This window comes from Paenibacillus sp. Y951 (assembly GCF_056786395.1).
Map to the genome: position 1 here is coordinate 255019 of NZ_JBXCIY010000006.1, position 20235 is coordinate 275253.

General features: G+C 34.8%; 14 protein-coding genes. 4 read left to right on the forward strand and 10 right to left on the reverse strand.

Annotated features, from left to right (window positions below; translation table 11 throughout):
• Positions 1 to 540: 540 nt before the first annotated feature.
• From AC1TPB_RS11405 to AC1TPB_RS11430, 6 genes are all read right to left on the reverse strand, one after another.
• Positions 541 to 1230: an ABC transporter ATP-binding protein gene (locus AC1TPB_RS11405; protein ID WP_482076584.1), complete on the reverse strand. Its 690-nt coding sequence runs from the start codon at positions 1228 to 1230 to the stop codon at positions 541 to 543.
• 22 nt (positions 1231 to 1252) lie between these two features.
• Positions 1253 to 3937 carry an ABC transporter permease gene (locus AC1TPB_RS11410; RefSeq protein WP_482076585.1) on the reverse strand — a complete coding sequence of 895 codons (2685 nt, stop codon included), beginning with the start codon at positions 3935 to 3937 and terminating at the stop codon, positions 1253 to 1255.
• A 1112-nt stretch (positions 3938 to 5049) separates the two neighbouring features.
• The gene (locus tag AC1TPB_RS11415) at positions 5050 to 5550 is read right to left on the reverse strand and encodes an MPN domain-containing protein (RefSeq protein ID WP_482076586.1); all 501 of its coding nucleotides are present in this window, start codon (positions 5548 to 5550) and stop codon (positions 5050 to 5052) included.
• On the reverse strand, positions 5551 to 7377 hold the full coding sequence (locus tag AC1TPB_RS11420; protein ID WP_482076587.1) for a ThiF family adenylyltransferase: 1827 nt from the start codon (positions 7375 to 7377) through the stop codon (positions 5551 to 5553).
• Positions 7374 to 8498, reverse strand: a complete 1125-nt coding sequence (locus tag AC1TPB_RS11425) for an SMODS domain-containing nucleotidyltransferase (RefSeq protein WP_482076588.1) — start codon at positions 8496 to 8498, stop codon at positions 7374 to 7376. Before AC1TPB_RS11425 ends, AC1TPB_RS11420 begins: the two co-directional genes overlap by 4 nt.
• A 19-nt stretch (positions 8499 to 8517) precedes the next feature.
• A complete protein-coding gene (locus AC1TPB_RS11430; protein ID WP_482076589.1) occupies positions 8518 to 10047 on the reverse strand; it encodes an SAVED domain-containing protein in 1530 nt (509 codons plus the stop codon).
• 224 nt (positions 10048 to 10271) lie between these two features.
• On the opposite strand from AC1TPB_RS11430, the gene AC1TPB_RS11435 reads away from it, so the two are divergent.
• Together AC1TPB_RS11435 and AC1TPB_RS11440 are read left to right on the forward strand one after the other, a co-directional pair.
• On the forward strand, positions 10272 to 10424 hold the full coding sequence (locus AC1TPB_RS11435) for a hypothetical protein (protein ID WP_482076590.1): 153 nt from the start codon (positions 10272 to 10274) through the stop codon (positions 10422 to 10424).
• Between the two features lie 196 nt (positions 10425 to 10620).
• Entirely contained in the window at positions 10621 to 11415 is a 795-nt protein-coding gene (locus tag AC1TPB_RS11440) for a hypothetical protein (protein ID WP_482076591.1), read from the forward strand.
• A gap of 496 nt (positions 11416 to 11911) precedes the next feature.
• On the opposite strand, the gene AC1TPB_RS11445 is transcribed toward AC1TPB_RS11440, so the two are convergent.
• Together AC1TPB_RS11445 and AC1TPB_RS11450 are read right to left on the reverse strand one after the other, a co-directional pair.
• Positions 11912 to 13939 (reverse strand): UvrD-helicase domain-containing protein, encoded by a 2028-nt coding sequence (locus AC1TPB_RS11445; RefSeq protein ID WP_482076592.1) that lies wholly within the window; start codon positions 13937 to 13939, stop codon positions 11912 to 11914.
• Positions 13924 to 15906, reverse strand: coding sequence for an AAA family ATPase (locus tag AC1TPB_RS11450; RefSeq protein WP_482076593.1), 1983 nt, complete (start codon positions 15904 to 15906; stop codon positions 13924 to 13926). The genes AC1TPB_RS11445 and AC1TPB_RS11450 overlap by 16 nt, the downstream gene beginning before the upstream one ends.
• 327 nt (positions 15907 to 16233) lie before the next feature.
• Here AC1TPB_RS11450 and AC1TPB_RS11455 point away from each other — a divergent pair, with 327 nt between their 5' ends.
• Positions 16234 to 16968, forward strand: coding sequence for a hypothetical protein (locus AC1TPB_RS11455; RefSeq protein WP_482076594.1), 735 nt, complete (start codon positions 16234 to 16236; stop codon positions 16966 to 16968).
• A 709-nt stretch (positions 16969 to 17677) separates the two neighbouring features.
• Here the strand turns inward: AC1TPB_RS11455 and AC1TPB_RS11460 are convergent.
• Both AC1TPB_RS11460 and AC1TPB_RS11465 read right to left on the reverse strand, forming a co-directional pair.
• Positions 17678 to 17851, reverse strand: a complete 174-nt coding sequence (locus AC1TPB_RS11460; RefSeq protein ID WP_482076604.1) for an AAA family ATPase — start codon at positions 17849 to 17851, stop codon at positions 17678 to 17680.
• Between the two features lie 326 nt (positions 17852 to 18177).
• A complete protein-coding gene (locus AC1TPB_RS11465; RefSeq protein WP_482076595.1) occupies positions 18178 to 19047 on the reverse strand; it encodes a hypothetical protein in 870 nt (289 codons plus the stop codon).
• A 559-nt stretch (positions 19048 to 19606) separates the two neighbouring features.
• Between AC1TPB_RS11465 and AC1TPB_RS11470 the strand changes: the two genes are divergently transcribed.
• Positions 19607 to 20235, forward strand: a 629-nt coding sequence (locus AC1TPB_RS11470; RefSeq protein WP_482076596.1) for a transposase, incomplete at its 3' end; no start/stop codon positions are given.

Consider the following 20235-nt stretch of genomic DNA (forward strand, 5'->3'; position numbering starts at 1 on the left):
GGAGAGATTGAGGAGAAAAACAGAAAAAGAGCCGAGCGATAAACAGGAGGAAATCCTGAAAATCGGTCGGCTCAGCGGCAAACTTTAAGTGTTGAGTTGCAGACTTTGAGTGCTGAGTTGGAAACTTAAATGCAAGTCTACAAATGTTCAAAGAAAATAAAGTATTAGACTGGATTTGTTGATCCTACGCGGATTTCTGAATTGCTAAATCGTCAGGCTTCGAAGAATAAGTCTTAGACTTCCTCCAATTATAATACAAGCGGCAGTCTAAGACTGGAAAATAAAGTACTAGACTGCCCCTTGTTTATTGAACTAACGGATACTATAGTTTTCTTGCCGTGATTACAAAAGTTACAGGAACCATCTTTGCTTTTTTGCAAAATTGCCGTTACTCGATTGCATAATTTCATCATCAATGATTTCATAGCGAAAATTCATTAAGTTAGATACCTGCTACGTAGTGCCGGCAAGAAGATCGCTGAAAACAGGATTTCAAGCGCATAACTAAACACGACCATGTGCTTAACGCCTGCAAGTTCCTTATACCCTGTCGCGCTCAACAGAATCAGTTAGTCTTCCGTCTTTCATACGGATTACACGATCTGTTGCTGATGCAACTAACGGGTCATGCGTGACGATAACCACAGTCACTTGCTTCTCTGTATTTATCTTGCGTAGCAAGGTTACTACCGCCTCCGATGTCACAGTATCTAAAGCTCCAGTAGGCTCATCAGCCCAGATGACGCAAGGATTATGGACAATAGCGCGGGCAATTGCAACCCGCTGAGCTTGCCCTCCAGACAGTTCATGCGGCATGGCCTTCAACTTATCCGATAGCATGACATCTTTAAGTGCCGCCTTTGCAGCTTTGTGGGCAACTGACATCTGAGCGCCCTGACTGATAAGCGGCAATGCAACGTTATCAATGACATTCAACACAGGAATCAGATTGTACTGCTGATAGACAAAACCCATCGACCTCAACCTGAGCGCGGAGACATCTTTTTCACTCATTTGGTGGATCGCTTGCTCGTCGAACCAAATCTCGCCACTGTCAGCTGGCTCAATACCTGACAGCGTATAAAGCAATGTGGACTTGCCACAACCAGATGGTCCCATAATGCTTACCATCTCTCCCCTATGGATGTGTAAATCCACCCCTGATAATGCGACCGTTTGTGGAGTCGCTGTCATGCCGTAGTTCTTATGAACAGCTTTGGCTACAATCATGATCTAAAAACCTCCTCCCATATTACTCTTTCCGACTGATCTGTATACGTCTTAATCCGGCTGTGCTGAATCGGTTGAACAACCAGATGAAGATCAGCAATCCGATGATGAGACCTGTCACTTTCAGATAAGGGAACGAAAACTCAACACCCATCCACGCCAGACGCATCAGCATCTCCGAACCGAGCCTTCCGACAACAACACCGCTAATCAACCCAACGAGACCAATCAGACAACCCTCTACCATAAAAATCTGTTTCAACGACTTTTGACTTACCCCCATTTGCCATAACATAACCATATGGGGAAGCCGCTCCTGTACAGACCGGATCTGAACCACATACATGCCGAGCAAGGCCATAAGCATCATGAATGACATAATGTATGAGAACAGCGTGAATTCAGCCTTAACAATCATATTAATGATTGCCTGGTCCTCACCAGGCGTACTCACCGTAACACCGGCTGTTTTTGTAAAGTGGTATTTCAGTGTCTTTATGGAATCTACCGCCGTCACATCTGTATCAGTCAACTGCAACAGCGCAAAGCCTTTGGGATCCCCAGGCCACTTATAAGCCCCGTATGTACTATATTTATTGTAGAGTTCGTCAGTCACCATAAACACGTTTCCATGGAAGCGGTTATCATCACCAATGGCGAAGGTTCCCGCTATCGTGACCACTTCTTCTCCAATCAGGTTCTGCTCTTTACCCCCACCTCTCAGTAAGCGAAGCGGAATCTGATCACCTACTTGGTACGTGCCTTCCAATTTTTCATCCACGAGAACGACAGATGCTTGATCGCTCATAGCCTGAAATACTTCTGCATCGCTCTGAAATTGCGGCGCACGGGAGGTGAGTGGTAATTGGTAGCCTTCCCCTAGCCACTTTCCCCACACAACTTGCGAATATGCCCATTTGTTACCATTCATAGGTGGGGTTACTTCTGTCAGAGTAAGTGCATTGTCAGAAGATGAAACAAATATTCTGTATGTATCCATGTAGGCAGCACTTTGGACGATTTCTTGCACTTCATTCATATTGACTGTAAGCTTATCTTTTTCTCGCTCATCGACATAAGACATATAAGCGTCGGTAGCCATAAAAGAATCTTTTTTGTTTACAGCGGCGTAATCTTCAACATTAGAAGCGAAGCTTAGCATCACAATCAAACAGCAGGACAATACTGTAAACAATAAAACGATGCCGAATGAACGACTAAACCGCATATTCGGGTACTGCGTGCCTAACGTAACAGCCAGACGATCCAACCATCGATGCGGAAAAATGGAGGATGCCTGTTTCAACCAAGGTACAATGAGAAACATGAGATAGGCAATCGATATTATTCCAATAAGCCAACTTATAATTGAACCGAATACTCTAAGATTTAGCCTATCGGCATCTGCAAGCCCCTCTGTTGCAATATAATTGAAATAAATGAATGCCACTGTGACAAGGAGACAACCTAAGATTTTGAGCAGACGCTTCTGTGCCGGATTAACACGATTATCTTCCTTGCCCATTAGGTGCAGAATGGATGTGCGCTTAATGAAACGCCCGACAAAACAAGCGAGAAGTAAGAAAATGATAAACATGGTCAACGCAATCCAGAATGTTGCCGTCACATCCACGTGGGGTTGGATTGGATAGGCGTAAGCGGAATACTGTACCAGTAATTGTTCGATATAAAATACATTAACAGACAGTAATCCGAAACCGAGTACATTCCCGAGCACAACTCCCAAGATGGTAATGACCGCACACAGTAACGTACACTCACTCACGTAGATGACAAAGCAGTTGCGGTTACTGATTCCAAGCGATCGGAGCACGCCAAGATAATATTTGCGCCTTTCTTTCAGAATATTAAACAACTGCGCCAACAACAGAATTCCAGCGAATAAAGAAACAGCGACAAAAAATAAAAATGGAGGCGTGAAAATACTCTGCACCATCGACATATGAGATAGCGCTTCTTTTTTGATTGGTCTCTCAATGAGATCAGTAAAGAAGGAACTGCCTGGTAATGATGAATACATCTTGTCCGTCGCCAGTAAAATACTGTGTGCGCTTGCTACTGGAACGCCGAATATCTGATGCGCAAGCTTATCCGAGAGAATAACTGTCCCTTGTGCCCGCATTGTTCCGCGAAAACCTGTTAATCCGCTTTCCTCTGCTAAATCACGAATAGTTACAGGAACTTCTTGCCCAGCAAACGAGATCACCATTGTATCACCGACACTAAGTCCCAACCGCCGTGCTAGCGGAACCGATACAATAGCTTCTTCTGCTGTCAGGGGATCAGTAGACCACAGCGGTTGTTTCGGCTCTAATTCCCGAGCATTTTGAAAATCAAATCCTAACGCAACGATGCTATCTTCCCTAGCTTCATCATTATTCCCGCTGTGAACGGAAACCACCTGAGACACGTTGGGAAGACTGGTAATATTTCTGGTTTGAAGTTTCGTCTTAATATTATCAATCTGATCCTCAGTCAACTCATGTCCGACACGCGGATAAATCTCTGTACCAATTACACCAAAGTGTTTTTCTTCCCATAGTGATTTGCTATGTGTAATAGATGAAATGACAAAATAACAAGAAAAAATTAGAAAGACACCGATAGACCCTATGCATACAGTGAGTAGCGTTTGCCGAATCCGAGCTATGAAATTTCTGGCTCCCATTTTCCAAAATATTCCCATTGTAACACCAACCTTCTCTTACTGGCGCTTATAATCTTCGTCCACTTCATACAAGCACAATAGTAAATCTAATGATGCTCTTATATATTCCGTAAGACTATTTAAAACGTTTTCGAAAACCAATCTCTAGAGTGAGATCTTCTGCATCTTTCGTATGACGTACAACGCTGTAAACGATTTGAAAAATATAAGTTTGATATCAATCGACAATGTGTTTGAATGCTGCTTGATCTCCAGCTAGCACTTGCCTAATGATTTGTTCATCTTGAATGAATCACTCCCCCTTTCCACCTTTCCCTATATAAATAGACGCTCGTAATACTCCAAACCCTGCACATTTTTTGAATTTTTTTCTAATAATTGAATCAATTTCATAATGCATTAATGTCCCCATGCAATGAGTTTGCAACTCCCCCAACCAAAATCCCGCTCCACCCTACTCCCACAAGGCTTTTCCTCTCCACGACATCTTCCAAAAAAATCCGTTTTCACGCCATGTTTGACTGAAAACCGAGGAAAATCATTGAAAAATTCCCCCATCAAAATCACAAATCGAACCGTAAATGTTTGACGGAAGGGCAAGGGAAAACATGGGGAATAGGTTTGATAGGGAAAAGAAATATTTTAAAAAACCAGAGACTAAATCGAGATAAAGCCAGTGTTGGCGAGGGATTACGAGGATTTTGATTGAGAAAAAAATAGAGGAAGAGATTGAAATAGAAAAGAAAAAGCCGAGTGAATTCAGGAGGTAATGCCTGAATTCAGCTCGGCTTGTCGTTAAACTTTATTAGCTTCGTGCAAGGTTTTAATAGTGGGCTTTAGAGTTTGTTAGATGTAGACAGTTGGGGACACTAAGTGTCCAGTAACATTATAGTTGGTGTCTGAAAAACACAGCATTATCAAGCATTTTCGGGTTTTTAGCTTTATTTGTAACTTACATTATAGTTAGTGTCTGAGAAAAGTGTATTAAACCTGCGATGACATTTAAGTTTGTGTCTGATAATTACATTATAGTTTGTTCATTAATTTAATTTTAAGTTTAAACTTTTCACAAGAAAATGGCTGCAAATTGATTGATTAAAAAGTTTCATCTCGGAATGCGAAAACAAGATTTACAAGTACTCTATACTGTGCTCTGTAAGTGGTACCAGACCAACAGAACTTATAAAAACAGTAATACTAACAGAGTAAGTATTATTAGGATCGCCTCCAATAATAAATAAAATTGGCTCTGGACAATGATAGGATTTATCGTTAGATATTTCTTGCATTTGTTTAATATCTACTAGGCTCATTTTACTGGTAGAAAACGGGTGGAAATGCCACTCCCCAATATAATAGGCTTTTTCTTCTTCCCATTTTTCTTTAAGCCAACTCTTAAGTCCTTTAATCCCACGATGAAATCTAGCTCGCATGTGCCTAGAATCATTCGGGGCAATACTACCTCCGACAATAACTGCTTTATTTAATGAGTCGTCATAGTATCCAGCAAGTATTCCACCAGTTTCATATTTTCCGTAAGAAGAACATTCATTAAGCATTTCAATTAATATCGTTTCTTCAAATTCAATTTCGAGTCCCCGCTCAAGATTTCGATATCTGTGTAACAGCATCTAGAATTCCTCTCTTTGCTTTAATAAAACTCCTGCTGGCAACCCATTCAATTGTTGTTGTTCGTAAACAGCAAATATACTTGATCCCAGATTATTCGGCCACCAAGCTTCCATTTCTTTAATAGCTAATCCTGCCATTGTCCATATGTCATCAAGCCGAGCTGGAAACAATGGATGATAACACCCGATTCCTTCTCTAGGAAAAACTACGTTTTGATTTTCCAATTTTTCAAGTGTAATCCAGGGTTGCAGAAATTGATAAAAATCTTTTTGTGGGAATGGATTTTTATTGGAAAGTAAAATAAACATTCTTCTCGCACCGAAACCAAGAGATATAGATACAAATCTCTTGGGGACGGTCCAATCAAAAGAATACAATAAATTTATTACCGCGTCGCTACCCGTTGTATCAATAATAACGTCATGTTCTTCAAGATGCTCAATTTCATCATCACTAAAATCGGGAAATGAGTTTGTAATTGAACTTGAGCTAATATGTAAATTATTATTATTCAGTTTACGTGATAAGGCAGTCGCTTTATTATGGGTTAATTCTCCTACACCAAGTATATGCCTAGATAAGTTGCCTATTTTTATTTCATCCCCATCACAAATCGTAAGATGAGATATTCCAGTACGTGAAAGTAATTCCCCTATAGATGATCCCAAAGCACCTGCACCTAGTAAGAATACTTTATCCTGTTGAATATTTTTGTTTAAACTTCCTCTACTTAAAATAGCTTCTTTGCTCCAATTTTCAGTGCGAAGATACTTAATCTTCCTTTTAGAATTTAATTCATTTAAGCGATCTCTTGAAAAGTAAAAATCGTTTTTTCTTCTAAAACCCTTTATTTTTTTTGTCCTTTTTGTTAATTGAGAAAATTCCAAAGCAATCCAGTGCATTATCGAATTCTCTTGTCCGATAATTTTAGGTATATTAAATCCAATAAATATAAAATTACGATCTTGTTTTCTAAAAATATCCATTAAACTGTAGATTTCTTTCCAGATATCTAACTTGTGATCCTTACAAACAGCCTCTAATTCTCCAATTGTTGTAGGATAAGACCATGGCTTTAAAATAGGTTTGAAACGAAGAAACAACCATACTCCAATATAAAGACTTGAATCCGAGGAATTATTAATAAGGTTACCCCAATTATAGCTTTGCACTTCATCTTTTTTACCGTTCAAAAAATTTGTTGCAAATAAAGTATTTGGAAATTCCTTTAGTTTCTTAATTGAAAGATACCCTGATCTAGATTTAGTTGAAGTCCACATTTCGAGATGATGACACTCTTCAGCAAAAGTAATCGTTTCATCATTTCCATTTAAATAGTGAAGATGAGGTAATTCGAAATGATCTCCTGGATTGACCAATTCGTTTTTAGACGCTGCAATCAACCATTGATATAGCCTTTGTACATGCCAACTCATACGTTGATCTGCTGTTAGAAGTTCCTCACTATCCGATAATAATTCAAGGGAATTATCATCCCAATCGGTACATATCTTTCCCCATCTCCATGGGTAGTCCCCTATTTCAATATTATGATTTTGGTGTTGATATGTAAGATTTATACCATTATCTCTATCAGGATATATGCTAATAGGACCCCGAGGATATAGGGGATCTATTAGCATATACCATTGCGTATAATTCGGAATTTGAGACTCACTGGTTCCAATCTCAGTTATACTGAAATGAAGTACCCATTTTTTCAATTTGGAATGCCAGATTAACTCATCTAATTGTTCAAAACCTTTTAGAATCTCAAGTTGATTACATCCAATTTGTATAGACTGTGTCGTTTCGGCTTCACTCATCCAAAACGTGCACCTTTCAGATCAGATATTGTGTCTGCTCTTTTAGAGAACCCACTTGAATTCTCGTTTACGCTATTATTGTTACTTGACTCTGACAATGGAAACTTTGAACCAAATAGTTCATTCCATCCCTCAGCACTTTCTTTAACAGTGGTTGCATCCGTAGCCTTACGTGCAATAATTGCAGCATTCTGAATAAGTTTATAAAACTCCTCATACTCTTCATCTGTAACTCTGGCCATAACATCATGATCTGGTACACCATGATCTGGCATAACAGGTTTTGCTGGATAATTACTCACAATTCCTTCAAGAACTTCTGTTACTCCTTGGCCAACGGTTTGAATACTATCAGGACAACAAAGACCAATTAAATGTTCAAACGGATACCCCTTTGGATATTTAGGAATATCATTAATCCTTCTCCACCATTTCAAACTTTTAACTACGTTAACATAATGACCATTACAAGATTTATTTTTATCTCGTGTCCATTTAATTTGGGCTAGTGGATCTGTCTGTTTCCACTCTTTAGAATCCCTGTCGGGAATCCAAAGAGGAACAGTCTTCCACTCTGCTTCATTTTCATTTGAACTGGTTTGGAACACTTGGTTGGTTTGCATAAACAAATCACTAACTTCCCAAGATTTTTTCAAATCCCATGATTGTAATTCATCAAGTGCTCTCATATCAGTTACGCTTGCTGATTCTAATATGCCTTCTTCGCTCTCAGAGGGAGCTGCTGTTATAACCACATCTAAGTCTACATAACTTAATGAAATTCCAATAGATCTTCCTTGAATCTCATACTTTCCTGCATAATACTTTTCCATAAATGGCACAAATTCTTGAAGAGCGTCCTCAGGGTTGCTGTATTCTTCCATACTAAGTCTAGTAACTACAATTACATCAACATCTGATCTACTATCGCCTTTAGGGCGCACTGCTGTAGATCTTCTATAACTTCCTTGTAGAAATGTGCTCACAATAGCCTTTGATAACTTTTCATCAGCGTTTAACCTTGACCTTAATGTTGTGTGTCCTTTTTTAAGATCATTTAATTGATTCTCAGTTAATCGAATTTCTTTCAAAAACCTGGCGAAGTACGTTGGTATATTCATAGAGATCCTCCAATCAAAATTATAAAGGTAGAGTAAAAGAAGGAGAGTAGGAGCCATCACCTGTAAAGTCATGCTCATAACAAACAATATTTGGTATGTTTCCAGCTAACTGACCCAAGAAAAAAACAAATCCACCCGGAGCAGCAATAAACAAATGTACTATTCCCTTTCGTTGTATCGGATTTCTTTTATCTAGTGATCTTATCACCTGTTCTGCTAATAACCATGCGTGTGTACCATCTCTTACTGACTTACCCCCTACAGACTCTAAGGAAAAATGATAATAAGTTTGGATATCAAGCCCGTTTTGCTCGACGTGCCATTCAACATGTGACTTAATATCTCGTGTTATGCTTATAGAAACTATCGTATCACGAATTCTCTCTAAATCATTTAATGGAACAGATTCGTACTCCTCCTTAAATGATGTGTACTCCGTGTATTCTGCTGATTGTATATCTGGTATCCACGCTACTAAGCCATTTCCGCGTTGTACAGGATATACTTTAGTACCTGATTTTGGATTTAACCACATGCCAGCAGCAAATGATATCGATAGATGTGCATTAAATTGAACATAATAGGCATTGCCCTGCTGAAACGTCTGTTGGATAAAGGCCTTAACTGCAGAAGCCACATCTTCATTCCAAGTTATGTCACTTTTCAATAGTCGATCATTAAACTGATGACTAATACAAAGTAGGTGTTCAGTCTCATCTTCCAAGCTTTCAGTAAAAGGAACAAAGCTCCGTATACCAACAGCGATTTCATCATTAACGATTAACGGTGGACCATAATATAACCCTTCTGTTTTGCATATCTTAATAAGATTGGGTTTCGTAAAGTTCTTTACTCCTTTTGCTGCACAACTAATAACTAAATCATTATAGGGATTTGTGAGAGCTCTATCATTAATAGGAGTTAACCCTGCTAGCTTTAAGCTATTGTTTAAATTCTCCTTAATAAATCGCGAAATTCCTGGCTTGCTATGTTGAATACGAATACTCCGTAAGATTTGTATCAGCTCAGCGTCTTCTTGCAATCCTAAGTGCTTCATTATTGCTATTCTTGCTTTAGCCATTGCACTTCTTTGTCTTCCATCAAAAAGTAAATCTATATTTAATTTGTTATGGTGATTATCCAGCAACTTTTCAAGAAGATCCCCTTGCTTAATATTCCACGGGGTTACTAAATTAAATCTTGCGTTTGTATATCCACCTTTTATAGCTTCTTGGACTCTCTGAAGAAATGAATAGGTTACAGCATTAATAAAGGAAGGTTCAATTAAATCCAAAAATTCAATTGATTCTGAATTCTTGACATGATACTTAACTTGATATACATCCATGTTTATCTCACTAAGATCATAATCTCCAACAAGAGGTTTATCGTACTCAACTACGACATCATCAAGAGATTTAATACGATTATCCTCATAAAAAACTTCTTTAATATTTGAACTTTTATGTAGCATCTCTGATGCATACAACCAGAAATATAGATTTTGATATGTTATACCAGCATGTATGGCGTCAATTGCTTTTCCCATTTTCCACAATCCTATTAACAAAATTAGAGAACATTAGTTCACTAATTCTATTATCTCATATTTCCATAATTTGTTCAATTGATATAAGAAGCGTTGGAATTCGTCCAACGCCTTAAAGGAAACTGCCCCCTGGACCTGACACACATCAAAACACCTTCAAGAAATGTAAATCATGTCGTAAGATATAAATACAATTTATTGATGTATTTATTATGGGAACCAGAGTGAGTTATTCAATAGATCTGAAGATGAAAGCAATTGAAATGAGGATTCCAGGCGTCCCTGTTGAACAGATGATAAATGAATTGGATATCTACAATCTAACACAACTTAGAACGTGGATACTTTGGAATCGTGAAGGTCAACTTCATCGTTAGGGCAGACTGTAGGGAAACAATACACATATGGTAAGCAATACTACGTATACTTTATATTTCATAGAATACTCTTAAATCGGCTTATCCCTTCAAGCTCAACACCTTGATATAGACTGCTCACACGAATGTATAAGCTTCTATTAATGTGTTTGTGTAGCTGTTATATTTTTTTCAACAAGATATTATATTTATTACCATGGAACTAATTAACAATATTATACGTATCATTAATAAACATAATTGGAGTGATAATATGAGTTCTCTTTCAACAGATTTTTTGATTAAAGAAACCAGGTTATTTAATTATTTTAAAAATGAGTTAACGGAAAAGCACATTTGGATAACAGGTAAGTCCAAGTTTTTTTTAATTCTTACTCTGTTAAGTATTGTATCAATATTGGTCGGCACGATAGGCCAACTATTTGGAATAGGTAAACTCACCTCTTTAGTTTTTATTATACTAGGAGTTATCTCCACTTTCGTCTTTACACGCATTTCGGATTATTTGTCAATAAGCTATGCTCTAACACAATATCCTGAATATTCACCTCTACTCAACAAATCATTAATAAAACGTACTAATAAAAAAACTTTTCTTAGAGCGTACAGAAGTGACAAATTAAATGAGAAGCTTTTAGAACCAGACTTACATAACTTAGACATCGATACACTAATTGACTACTATAAAAACTCTAGTGATACTCTAACGACAAAGAAATGGTGGCCAGTTACATTAACAGCTGTTATAGCTTTTCCCGTTTGGAGCGAAACTGTAGCTATACTAATTAGTAGTGGAAGCATATTAGAAGAAAAAATAGCGTTGGCTTTGGTATTACTTGTAGTATCATTCTCTATAACTTTTTTAATTTCTTCAGTAAAGACAGCACTAGAATCAATTTTACTAGTGGAGTCAAGTGAATTAAGTGAAATGGCTAAGCTTTTAGAATTGATTAAGATTGCTCGTTCAAACTCTACTAATATTCCACAATAATAGCTCTCTTTAAGAAGCATGATTTCTTAAAGTATTTAGTCATTACTACTGGGGTAGCATCCATATATGGATGCTTAATGCCAAGTTCTTAAGCAATCCATATGGACTTTTCTAACGACAAAAGTGGTCGTTGCACACAGATATCAGCCATTCTATTAATCAATTCACAATATTATAAATATTTCCTATAATGTTCGAACAGAGTATGGTAAATCCGTACGTTCTTCCATCCTTTGTATCATTTTAACCAGCCCAGTAATTTTATTATCATGCACTTAAATGAACTATTGATAATTCACCCCGATATTCCCCTTAAAAATGACTAACGGCTTCGCCCCTAAATAACACAGGCGAAGCCGTCAGCTATAGATCTTTTTCTGTATTTCTAAATGCTAGTATTTTCATTCCAACCAAAAGGGAATACTTGATAAAGATGAGTTCATCATTCGATTACATTAAAGTTAGTTCCTTGTCTTTACTCTATAACAATATGAATTTAACTCAATTGTTCTTGTTTTAATTCGATCTTAACTGATTCCTTAAAGTACTTTAATATATTCTGTTCTTCATCACTGGATATAAGCTTCACACATATCAGATTCACTTTAGCTCTGGAACATGCAACATATACAAGTTTCTGATTCTTATGTCTTTTTATTTCATTGTCTTCAGTAGAATCAAAAATTGATTTAAAATCATAAGCATTCCAAAAGTATTCATCTAATACAACTAGTACGTTATCAATACCTGAACCTTTTGTCTTGTGCATCGTGATATATTGAGTTTTTTCATTCATATATTTGTAATAATTAATTATTTCAACAAACTTTATCTTATTTGAAAACAAATCAACGTAAAAGTTTTCTTTCAATATGTTTTTCTGAAGCTCCTTAAATTCATCTTCCTCCCAATCACTAGTTATCCTACTCATTCTCGAATAAGTATTATTTCCATCCTTATATAAACCTTTGAATTTTAAGTATTCAGCATTTTCCTTTAGCTCTAATAAAAATGTATCTTTTCTATTCAAGTATTCAGAATACTTATCACTTTTATTTAATAGTTTCAATTCAAAAGCTAATTCTAATGTAGCAAAAGCACTTTTATCTGATTTAATTATTCGATTAAAAACCCCTTTTATTCTCAATTTATCTTCAACATTCCTAATGTAATATCCATATTTTTGAATTTTAGAAAGCACAAAATTATAATTCTTACATTCATATGCGTTGCAGAGCTCAGTTAAATCAAATAATTGTAAAGACATTAAATGATTATCAATAATCTCCTTTGGATCAGAATATCTTGTACTAAATACATCATAAAGATTTTCGAAGCCAGCTTTACCAGATATAGATTTATTTGTTAACATAAGGTTTCTAAGATCGTTTTGATTTTCATTAGCTTCTTCAATTAATATATTTAAAGCCCTTAAATAATCGCTTTTATCATCTATACTACTAAATACATTCGGTTTATTATTATATATGCCATAATAAAGCTTGACACTCCCTTGTCTATCCTCCATCGTTTCAAGTATGGACTCCGTATTTACTTTAAAGGCTACTTTCTGTTCCAAATTATCGTTTCGTAACTGATTAATAAACTGTACAACTTGCTCTGAGCATCTATAATTATCTTCTTTAATAATTTTTGTTAAATAGTTTCCTTTAATATACTCTTCAACATCACCAATACCATCCTCATAAATAGCCTGCATAGAATCACCAAACAATCCTATAACTGTTTTCTTTTTATTAGGTAGCATCTTAAGAAATATATCAATGATTTTTTTGTTTGTATCTTGATACTCATCAATGAATATAAAATCGTACTTATCCTGTAGTATTTTTCCTAATACTTTGTACTTTTCCAAGAGCATATATGCAATCTCAATTAAGCTATCATGACCATATGAAAGTTCGTTTAAGTTATCAAAACTGGTTTCATTGTATCTAATATAATTGTAATTTTTATCCTCTATTTTCTCTAATATTACATTATTGAGCATATCAATTTTATTATTTAATATTTCGTTATAGTATTCAGGACTTTTTTCATACTCCTTTTTCCCTTCCACTTTACTAGCATTGTCTTTAGCCACTGTAAACAATCTAGCTGCATATTTAGAGTGAATTTTTTTATAGTTCTCATGTTCCGCTTTCTTTTTTTGTTTATCATCTTCATAAATTTCAACAACATTTTGTTCTACTTTATTTAATTTAAAAATCCCAAAAATTATTTTATGTACATTTTTTTTATAATCCTTTGTTATAGCGTTTAAAAATGAGTGTATTGTGCTAATTGTATACTGCTCACCCACTCTTGATTTAATTTCATCAACTGCAAGATTCGTATGAGTAATACATGCGATTTTTTTATCCGGGTAATGTTCTGATATATATTCTAATAGTTGTTTTAATGTTTCCGTTTTCCCACTCCCCGCACCGCCTTGTAATACAAAGTTTTGATTTTCATTGATACATTTTTTGATTTTGTTAAGTGGTGTTATTTCGCTATCCATGATAATCCTCCTTTAATATAGGAAGGAATATTCCAGTCAACTTCATTATCCGTTAGTGCTAGATAAAGTAAAGAGGAAGCGAAATTAGATTTTTTTTCTAAAATAGTGTCCGTTAATTCATATATATTTGTAATGTCGTCTAGTCTCCTTCTATTCTTTATTCCTTGTAATTCATCTCTTTTCTTTTTCATAATTTCCAAATTACAATTAATAAATGCATCTTCAAAACTTCTTCCATGATAATCTCCATCTTTTTCTTGGTATGCTATTTTAATGTACTCATTGTAATCTAGTAATGTATTATTTATTAATCCATTAAGCCATGCTTTGAATTCCAGTGTTTTAAGTTCACTAGGTGCTTTGAAAAAATGCTTCAATGTATAATTACTTGTATTCTGAGCTTTGGATACTTCACAAGCTGTATATTTAGTTGTATCAACACCATTTTTATCTTTAATTACTTTTCTTTCTGTCGTATCTATATCTGTAATTATTAATGTTTTAATGCCCAAAAATTCAAGGAATTCATGAAATGATTTTGCGTTTGCACCCACCTCTAATATGGAAATATTCTGCGAATTCAGTGGCTGGTATGATTTATCCAATGCAATATTCTCTTCATCGAATTTATTAATAAAAAACGGAAGAAGCATCTTTTCTGTAGTACCTTCCACGAATATTATCTTACTAGCGAAGAACAATTCTGCCGATTGAATTGTTAAATATTGCTCTAAAAACTTAAAATCCTCTTCGTTACTATACTTTTTGCTTAGCTCTTCATGAAAATTCTTAATTTCAATATTTTCATTTTTATTTTTATATTCTTTTTTCAATAGATATCTAATATCCTTAAAATCACATTGTGATACGATATGTGCTGAATGAGTAGTAATTACTGTTTGGAGATTTTTTATATCCGATAATATATCCTTTATTTTTCTTGCAAAGATATATTGCATTTGCGGATGCGTATGCGCTTCAGGTTCTTCAATAAATAGTAAGTTGATATCTCGTTTATCTCTAATAAAATTATCTTTTTTAATTTCTATTGTTAATAATAAATATAATATATTCATATAACCCAAACCATTTAAGTGCTCGGGTAAATAATTATTATCTTGGCCATACACGACTTGTGATGAATTTTCGAACAACTCTTTCGATTGAATATTTGATATAACTTGCAAGTTTTGTATGTTTAAGAATTCTTTCGAACTTTCTAGAAATGATTTAAAAAACTCACCATAATTAGGATCTAGTTTGCTATCCATTTCAATCATTAATTCATTGATTTTTGTAAAATCATCACTTACGTTTTTATTTCTGTTATTAAAAAATTTTGTTGTCAATATTGATAACGCTTTTTTACTTTGTTTATTTTCTTCAGAGCTAGATACATCGCGTTTTGCATGTATTATTTGAAAGTTTATCAATTTCTTAATTGCCGTCAAATCTTTCTTTATCAGTTTGTATCTATTGATACTTTCTAAATTATTATAATCTTCAAAAACATATACTTCTTCTTCCAGATAGTTTTCAATATTTTTTGTTATGAACTTTTCTTTATCTTTTTCACCGATATTTGAAAGATCTTTTAAAAGTCTACTTTTATTTATAGAGCATTCAAACACTATATTTACAGTATTAATCTCTGGTTCCAAGTCTAAGATAAACTCTGAAATATACTCCAAGTCATCCTCTTCACTGTATTCAATTTCTAATATCATTCGAATAGATAATTCATTTACATCTGTGCTATTATCAATTTTATTTATGTTATCTCGGATAGATAAAGAAAAATCATTGTAGTTAAAGCGAATTTGCGAAAAGAACTTTTCAAATAAACATAGGAATGATGTTTTACCACTATTATTTCTACCAATTAATAATGACAAGTCTTTTTTAAGATCGAGAGTTGTATCATTTAATAATCTAAAATTTCTCATGGTTATTTTACTAATAAACATTATCACACCTCTTATTCTGATTTATGTTATTAACAGACTTAATTGAAGAGATTGTAAACTACTATAGTCTTTTAGATTCGACATTTTTTTACAAATACCTTTTCTAAATATTAGACCCTTGTCCTGCTATTTTATAGTCAGTTTTCTGCATTGTACATTTACAGAAATGTTTACATAAGACCACAAAATAAAAATTCATTAAATTTTTAATTGTTCTCATGATTCTTAGAGGTTCTACTCTGAGTATTTGTATGATACATTATATTCCAAGATAATAAACCATCGTCTTATAGTAATCAAAATATATGAAGTTTAAAGGGAGGCATTATGGACAATTCCATAAGCAAAGATTCAATTGTAGCATTTCTAGACATTCTAGGATTTCGTCAAATGATTCAGTCTCAATCACATGAACGTATGATGAGAATCTATGACATGAAAATAACTCAAAACATGGAGGCCATCAATAAAATTCGTGAAGTAAACCCAAATTTTAATTTTCCAAATGTTAATTATCTAAACCTCTCGGACAGTATCATACTTTGGGTGGACAAGAATGATCCGTTTTCAATATACTTTCTAATAACATCTGTAAGAGAACTAATGGTCAATTTTTTAAGGAATGGAATGCCTCTTCGTGGTGGTATCGCTTCGGGTGAACTCGCAGTAAGAAATAATACTGCTGGTCATATGAATGTAATTGGAATGGGATTGACAAAAGCCTACGAAATAGAGGGAAATCAGCAATGGTCAGGATGTATTTTAAGCGATGAATGCATAGAGGTTCTTAAGAAAGACGAGGAATTGTTTTATACACTTATAGATAATAAATATATTGTTGAATACGAAGTGCCTAAGAAGTCAGGTAACATTGAAAAGAACTTCGTTATTAATTGGTGTAACGCTGATGAATTGGACAATTATCATAGAGGTCATCTAAGAGATAGATTCCAGGATCATGGAAAACCAATATCTAATTGGGCTGCACGTGTGAAATACGACAACACCCTTTCCTTCTTTGAAGCATATAAGCCTAAAAGGAACCTGTTTCCATCAAAATGAGTCTTCTACAAAATAAAATCTGAGATGCCTCACTCCCACAAGTCATCTCAGCCTTACTATTCCCCTTCCTACTAAACCTCTCTGAACGCCATGTTTGACTGAATTTAGAGGAGAATTCATGGGCGTGAGGTCTTAGATAAATCATAACTCGAACCGTAAAATTTTGACGGTAAGATCGAGGAAGAGATCAAAATAAAAAAGAAAAAGCTGAATAAAATCAGGAGGAATGCCCTGAAAACAGTTCTGCTTGTGATAGTACTCTATAAACTTACTGCCTGCTTTTAATGGTGGGCGTTAGAGTTTGTTGGATGTTAACACCAATGTTCAGTGACATTATAGTTGGTTCCTAAGAAACCTAAATTTAATTTCTAATATTTGTGCTCATCAATTTTATTTTCTTTAAATATCAAACTGGTAGCACTACATCCCGAACATAGTTTCTGGGATAGTTTGGACTTTTCACAATCTTTATGACATGCCTATTGAATTTGATATGTACTATCTCTTTTGATTCACTATCTATCAGAATGTCAACATTAAATTGGATAAAATCACAAGTTCCGTTGTTTAAATTCCAAAGTTCTTAAATAGCCTCATGTTCTGTGAATTTGAATATTGATGAGCCAATGAACATACTCACCAAGTTCAAGAACAAGCTACTCAAGTGAAGAGAAGTATGATCCCTTAGTGAATTCTGATTTCAATATCTTTAATACTCTAATCTTATTGATTTTTCACTATCATGAAAATCCGTTTCTTTAATCCACAAAGAATCTTGACTATTTGTACTTAACCCCAATTTTAGAGCATCAATTATCGCGGTCTTCCCAGCATCATTTTCTCCAACTATAACATTTAAATGGGGATTGAAAGTTACTGTTATCCCAGGCTGTCCACTTTACTTCTCCCCGAATTTTCTCCAATTCCAGATATTAACCGTGTCTAGATACATTGATATTCACCCTTTTCCGCTTTTACTTTTGATTGACATTTACATAAAGTATATAATGAATAAAAATCACTAATCGCAACCACATATCAATAAATATCCTTACTTTTATTCCCTAAGAATTATATCTAAGAATAGAGAACAATATAGTGTTTTGAGACGATGTCCACGTTCTACGCCGAAACATTTGAATCAACTTTATACCCAACACTGTCGACAATTCGACGTTCCAGATCGATGTTTTTCAGAAAGATTTTTTATTATGATTTTAATGAACTATAAACTACACCAAATAACTTCAAATTCAATTTAATTGAAAACAGTAAAGCTATAAAACTCGTCATCACTACAAACGGTAGTATCTTCCAAGTTATGAGCAACAAAAGGGATAATAAGCTAATAACAATGAGTGCTATAAAGTTAAATCCTCCTAATGCGCAAAATAATAAGTAGTTACTATTGGAAAAAATTTCAGACACTTGTCTAGGCATTTTATAAGTTGGAACCTTAAAAGGAGGCAACATAATATCAGAGCCACGCGATATCGTACACTTCAATGATATTTCAGTCCCGTAAGTAACATCAAATAACCCCGATAAATTCTTGTTAACTAATATGATATAATTACTAAGATTATTTTCCTCTCTATATATCGTAACTTTTAATTGTTCCCCGTCAATGTTCATATATCCTTCACGATTAAGCTTTAAGTTCTTGTTATTAATTTTACTTTCAAACATACAATTCAGAGAAAGTTTTCCTTTAAAAAAACTCATCTTAGTGACTATTAAATTATAACTCTCAGATATTACTTCAACACCTTCTAACTCGATACTTCTCATGTCCCCCCAATAACGAGAATATTTATTAGGAAATAAAAAGCTAATACCACAACTCCGAAGAAATTTCTTAAATGATAAATCTCTTTGAGCTTCTTCCCCCCATCTCTCTAGTTCATTAATAACCCATAGCTCGTTAAACAACCAAATCTCAGTAAACAGCATTCTAGTGAATTCAACTATTGAACTAAATCTTACCTTATGCTTATACATAAAAATAAAAACTAAAACCATAACAAAAAGTCCCATGCACAAAAAGAGCAATAAATTATATGCTACGATTTTAAACACAACTATCATTTAATTTCTCAACTCTTTTCCACAAATCAAAGTATATATTCGCCATAATGAAAGAAAAAATATATTCTATTGATATAACTAGTCATGAGTCCCCCCTGAAACTAGTATATTTATGCAATGATGGTTGCCTTTTAAGACACATGCTTTGCTCGAATTATGTCCACAAATGATTCAGAATCAATTCCCTTTTTTATTTGGACATTACTGTGGCCAATCCAGTCAGTAACACATGTTAACCGTTCTTTATGAATATCCGTATACAAAGAGAATTTCTCATATTTTCAGCATATCTCCCTTACAAAAAACAGATATCCGGACTTTGCATGTTTCCAACCAAATACCCATCCAACTCCTTCGAGCGAATTCGAAGAAGCTATTGATTCAAGAACATTCCATAATCCTTTGTACTATTTGGTCATAATCCCCTTAAAATCTTTTTACGTTAATACCCCAATCTATAAATGTTAGTCTAAATATGTACAGAATTGCTTGAATAAAGATGTACAGTTTTGACGACATGCTACATACTTGTCTCAAGGGAGAGATGAGTATGTACATGACGTTGGATGTTCAAACGGAATTTGAGATTCGTAGTTTACTAGACTTACCTAAATTCAAATCATTAATGGAGAATCTTAAAATGAAAATCAATAGAAGTCAATTAGCTAGAGAGTTAGACGTAGATCCCCGTACTATCCAGAAGTATCTCGATGGATTTACAAAAAAAACAACGAAAGACAAGGGATCTAAGATCGATGAGTATTACGAGATCATTGCTGCTTTGCTTTCTGAAGACAGCAAGCAAGTCTTCTATTACAAGCGTGTGTTATGGCAATATCTGAAGGATAATCATGGGTTGGATTGCTCTGCCTCTGCTTTTAGAGCGTACATTGCTCGTAAGCCAGCGTTTGAAGCTTACTTCAAACAAGGACATCGCCTTCCGTCACCACAAGGAACCATTCGTTTCGAGACGGCACCAGGCGTACAAGCTCAACTAGATTGGAAAGAAAACATTCGCTTTGAAACTCGCGAGGGTGAGCAAGTAGAGATCAATGTTGCCGTGTTGCTACTATCCTATTCACGTTTTCGCTTCTACCATATGAGCATTACGAAGTCACAAGCCGTCTTAATGTCATTCTTAACCGAGGCTTTTGAAACCTTAGGCGGTGTGCCTCACGA

Coding starts and splice junctions, on each gene's coding strand:
- AC1TPB_RS11420 (WP_482076587.1), bottom strand. CDS start 7,377: ATGAGTGAAGCCGAAACGACACAGTCTATACAAATTGGATGTAATCAA.
- AC1TPB_RS11425 (WP_482076588.1), bottom strand. CDS start 8,498: ATGAATATACCAACGTACTTCGCCAGGTTTTTGAAAGAAATTCGATTA.
- AC1TPB_RS11455 (WP_482076594.1), top strand. CDS start 16,234: ATGGACAATTCCATAAGCAAAGATTCAATTGTAGCATTTCTAGACATT.
- AC1TPB_RS11440 (WP_482076591.1), top strand. CDS start 10,621: ATGGAACTAATTAACAATATTATACGTATCATTAATAAACATAATTGG.
- AC1TPB_RS11415 (WP_482076586.1), bottom strand. CDS start 5,550: ATGCTGTTACACAGATATCGAAATCTTGAGCGGGGACTCGAAATTGAA.
- AC1TPB_RS11430 (WP_482076589.1), bottom strand. CDS start 10,047: ATGGGAAAAGCAATTGACGCCATACATGCTGGTATAACATATCAAAAT.
- AC1TPB_RS11450 (WP_482076593.1), bottom strand. CDS start 15,906: ATGTTTATTAGTAAAATAACCATGAGAAATTTTAGATTATTAAATGAT.
- AC1TPB_RS11445 (WP_482076592.1), bottom strand. CDS start 13,939: ATGGATAGCGAAATAACACCACTTAACAAAATCAAAAAATGTATCAAT.
- AC1TPB_RS11405 (WP_482076584.1), bottom strand. CDS start 1,230: ATGATTGTAGCCAAAGCTGTTCATAAGAACTACGGCATGACAGCGACT.
- AC1TPB_RS11410 (WP_482076585.1), bottom strand. CDS start 3,937: ATGGGAATATTTTGGAAAATGGGAGCCAGAAATTTCATAGCTCGGATT.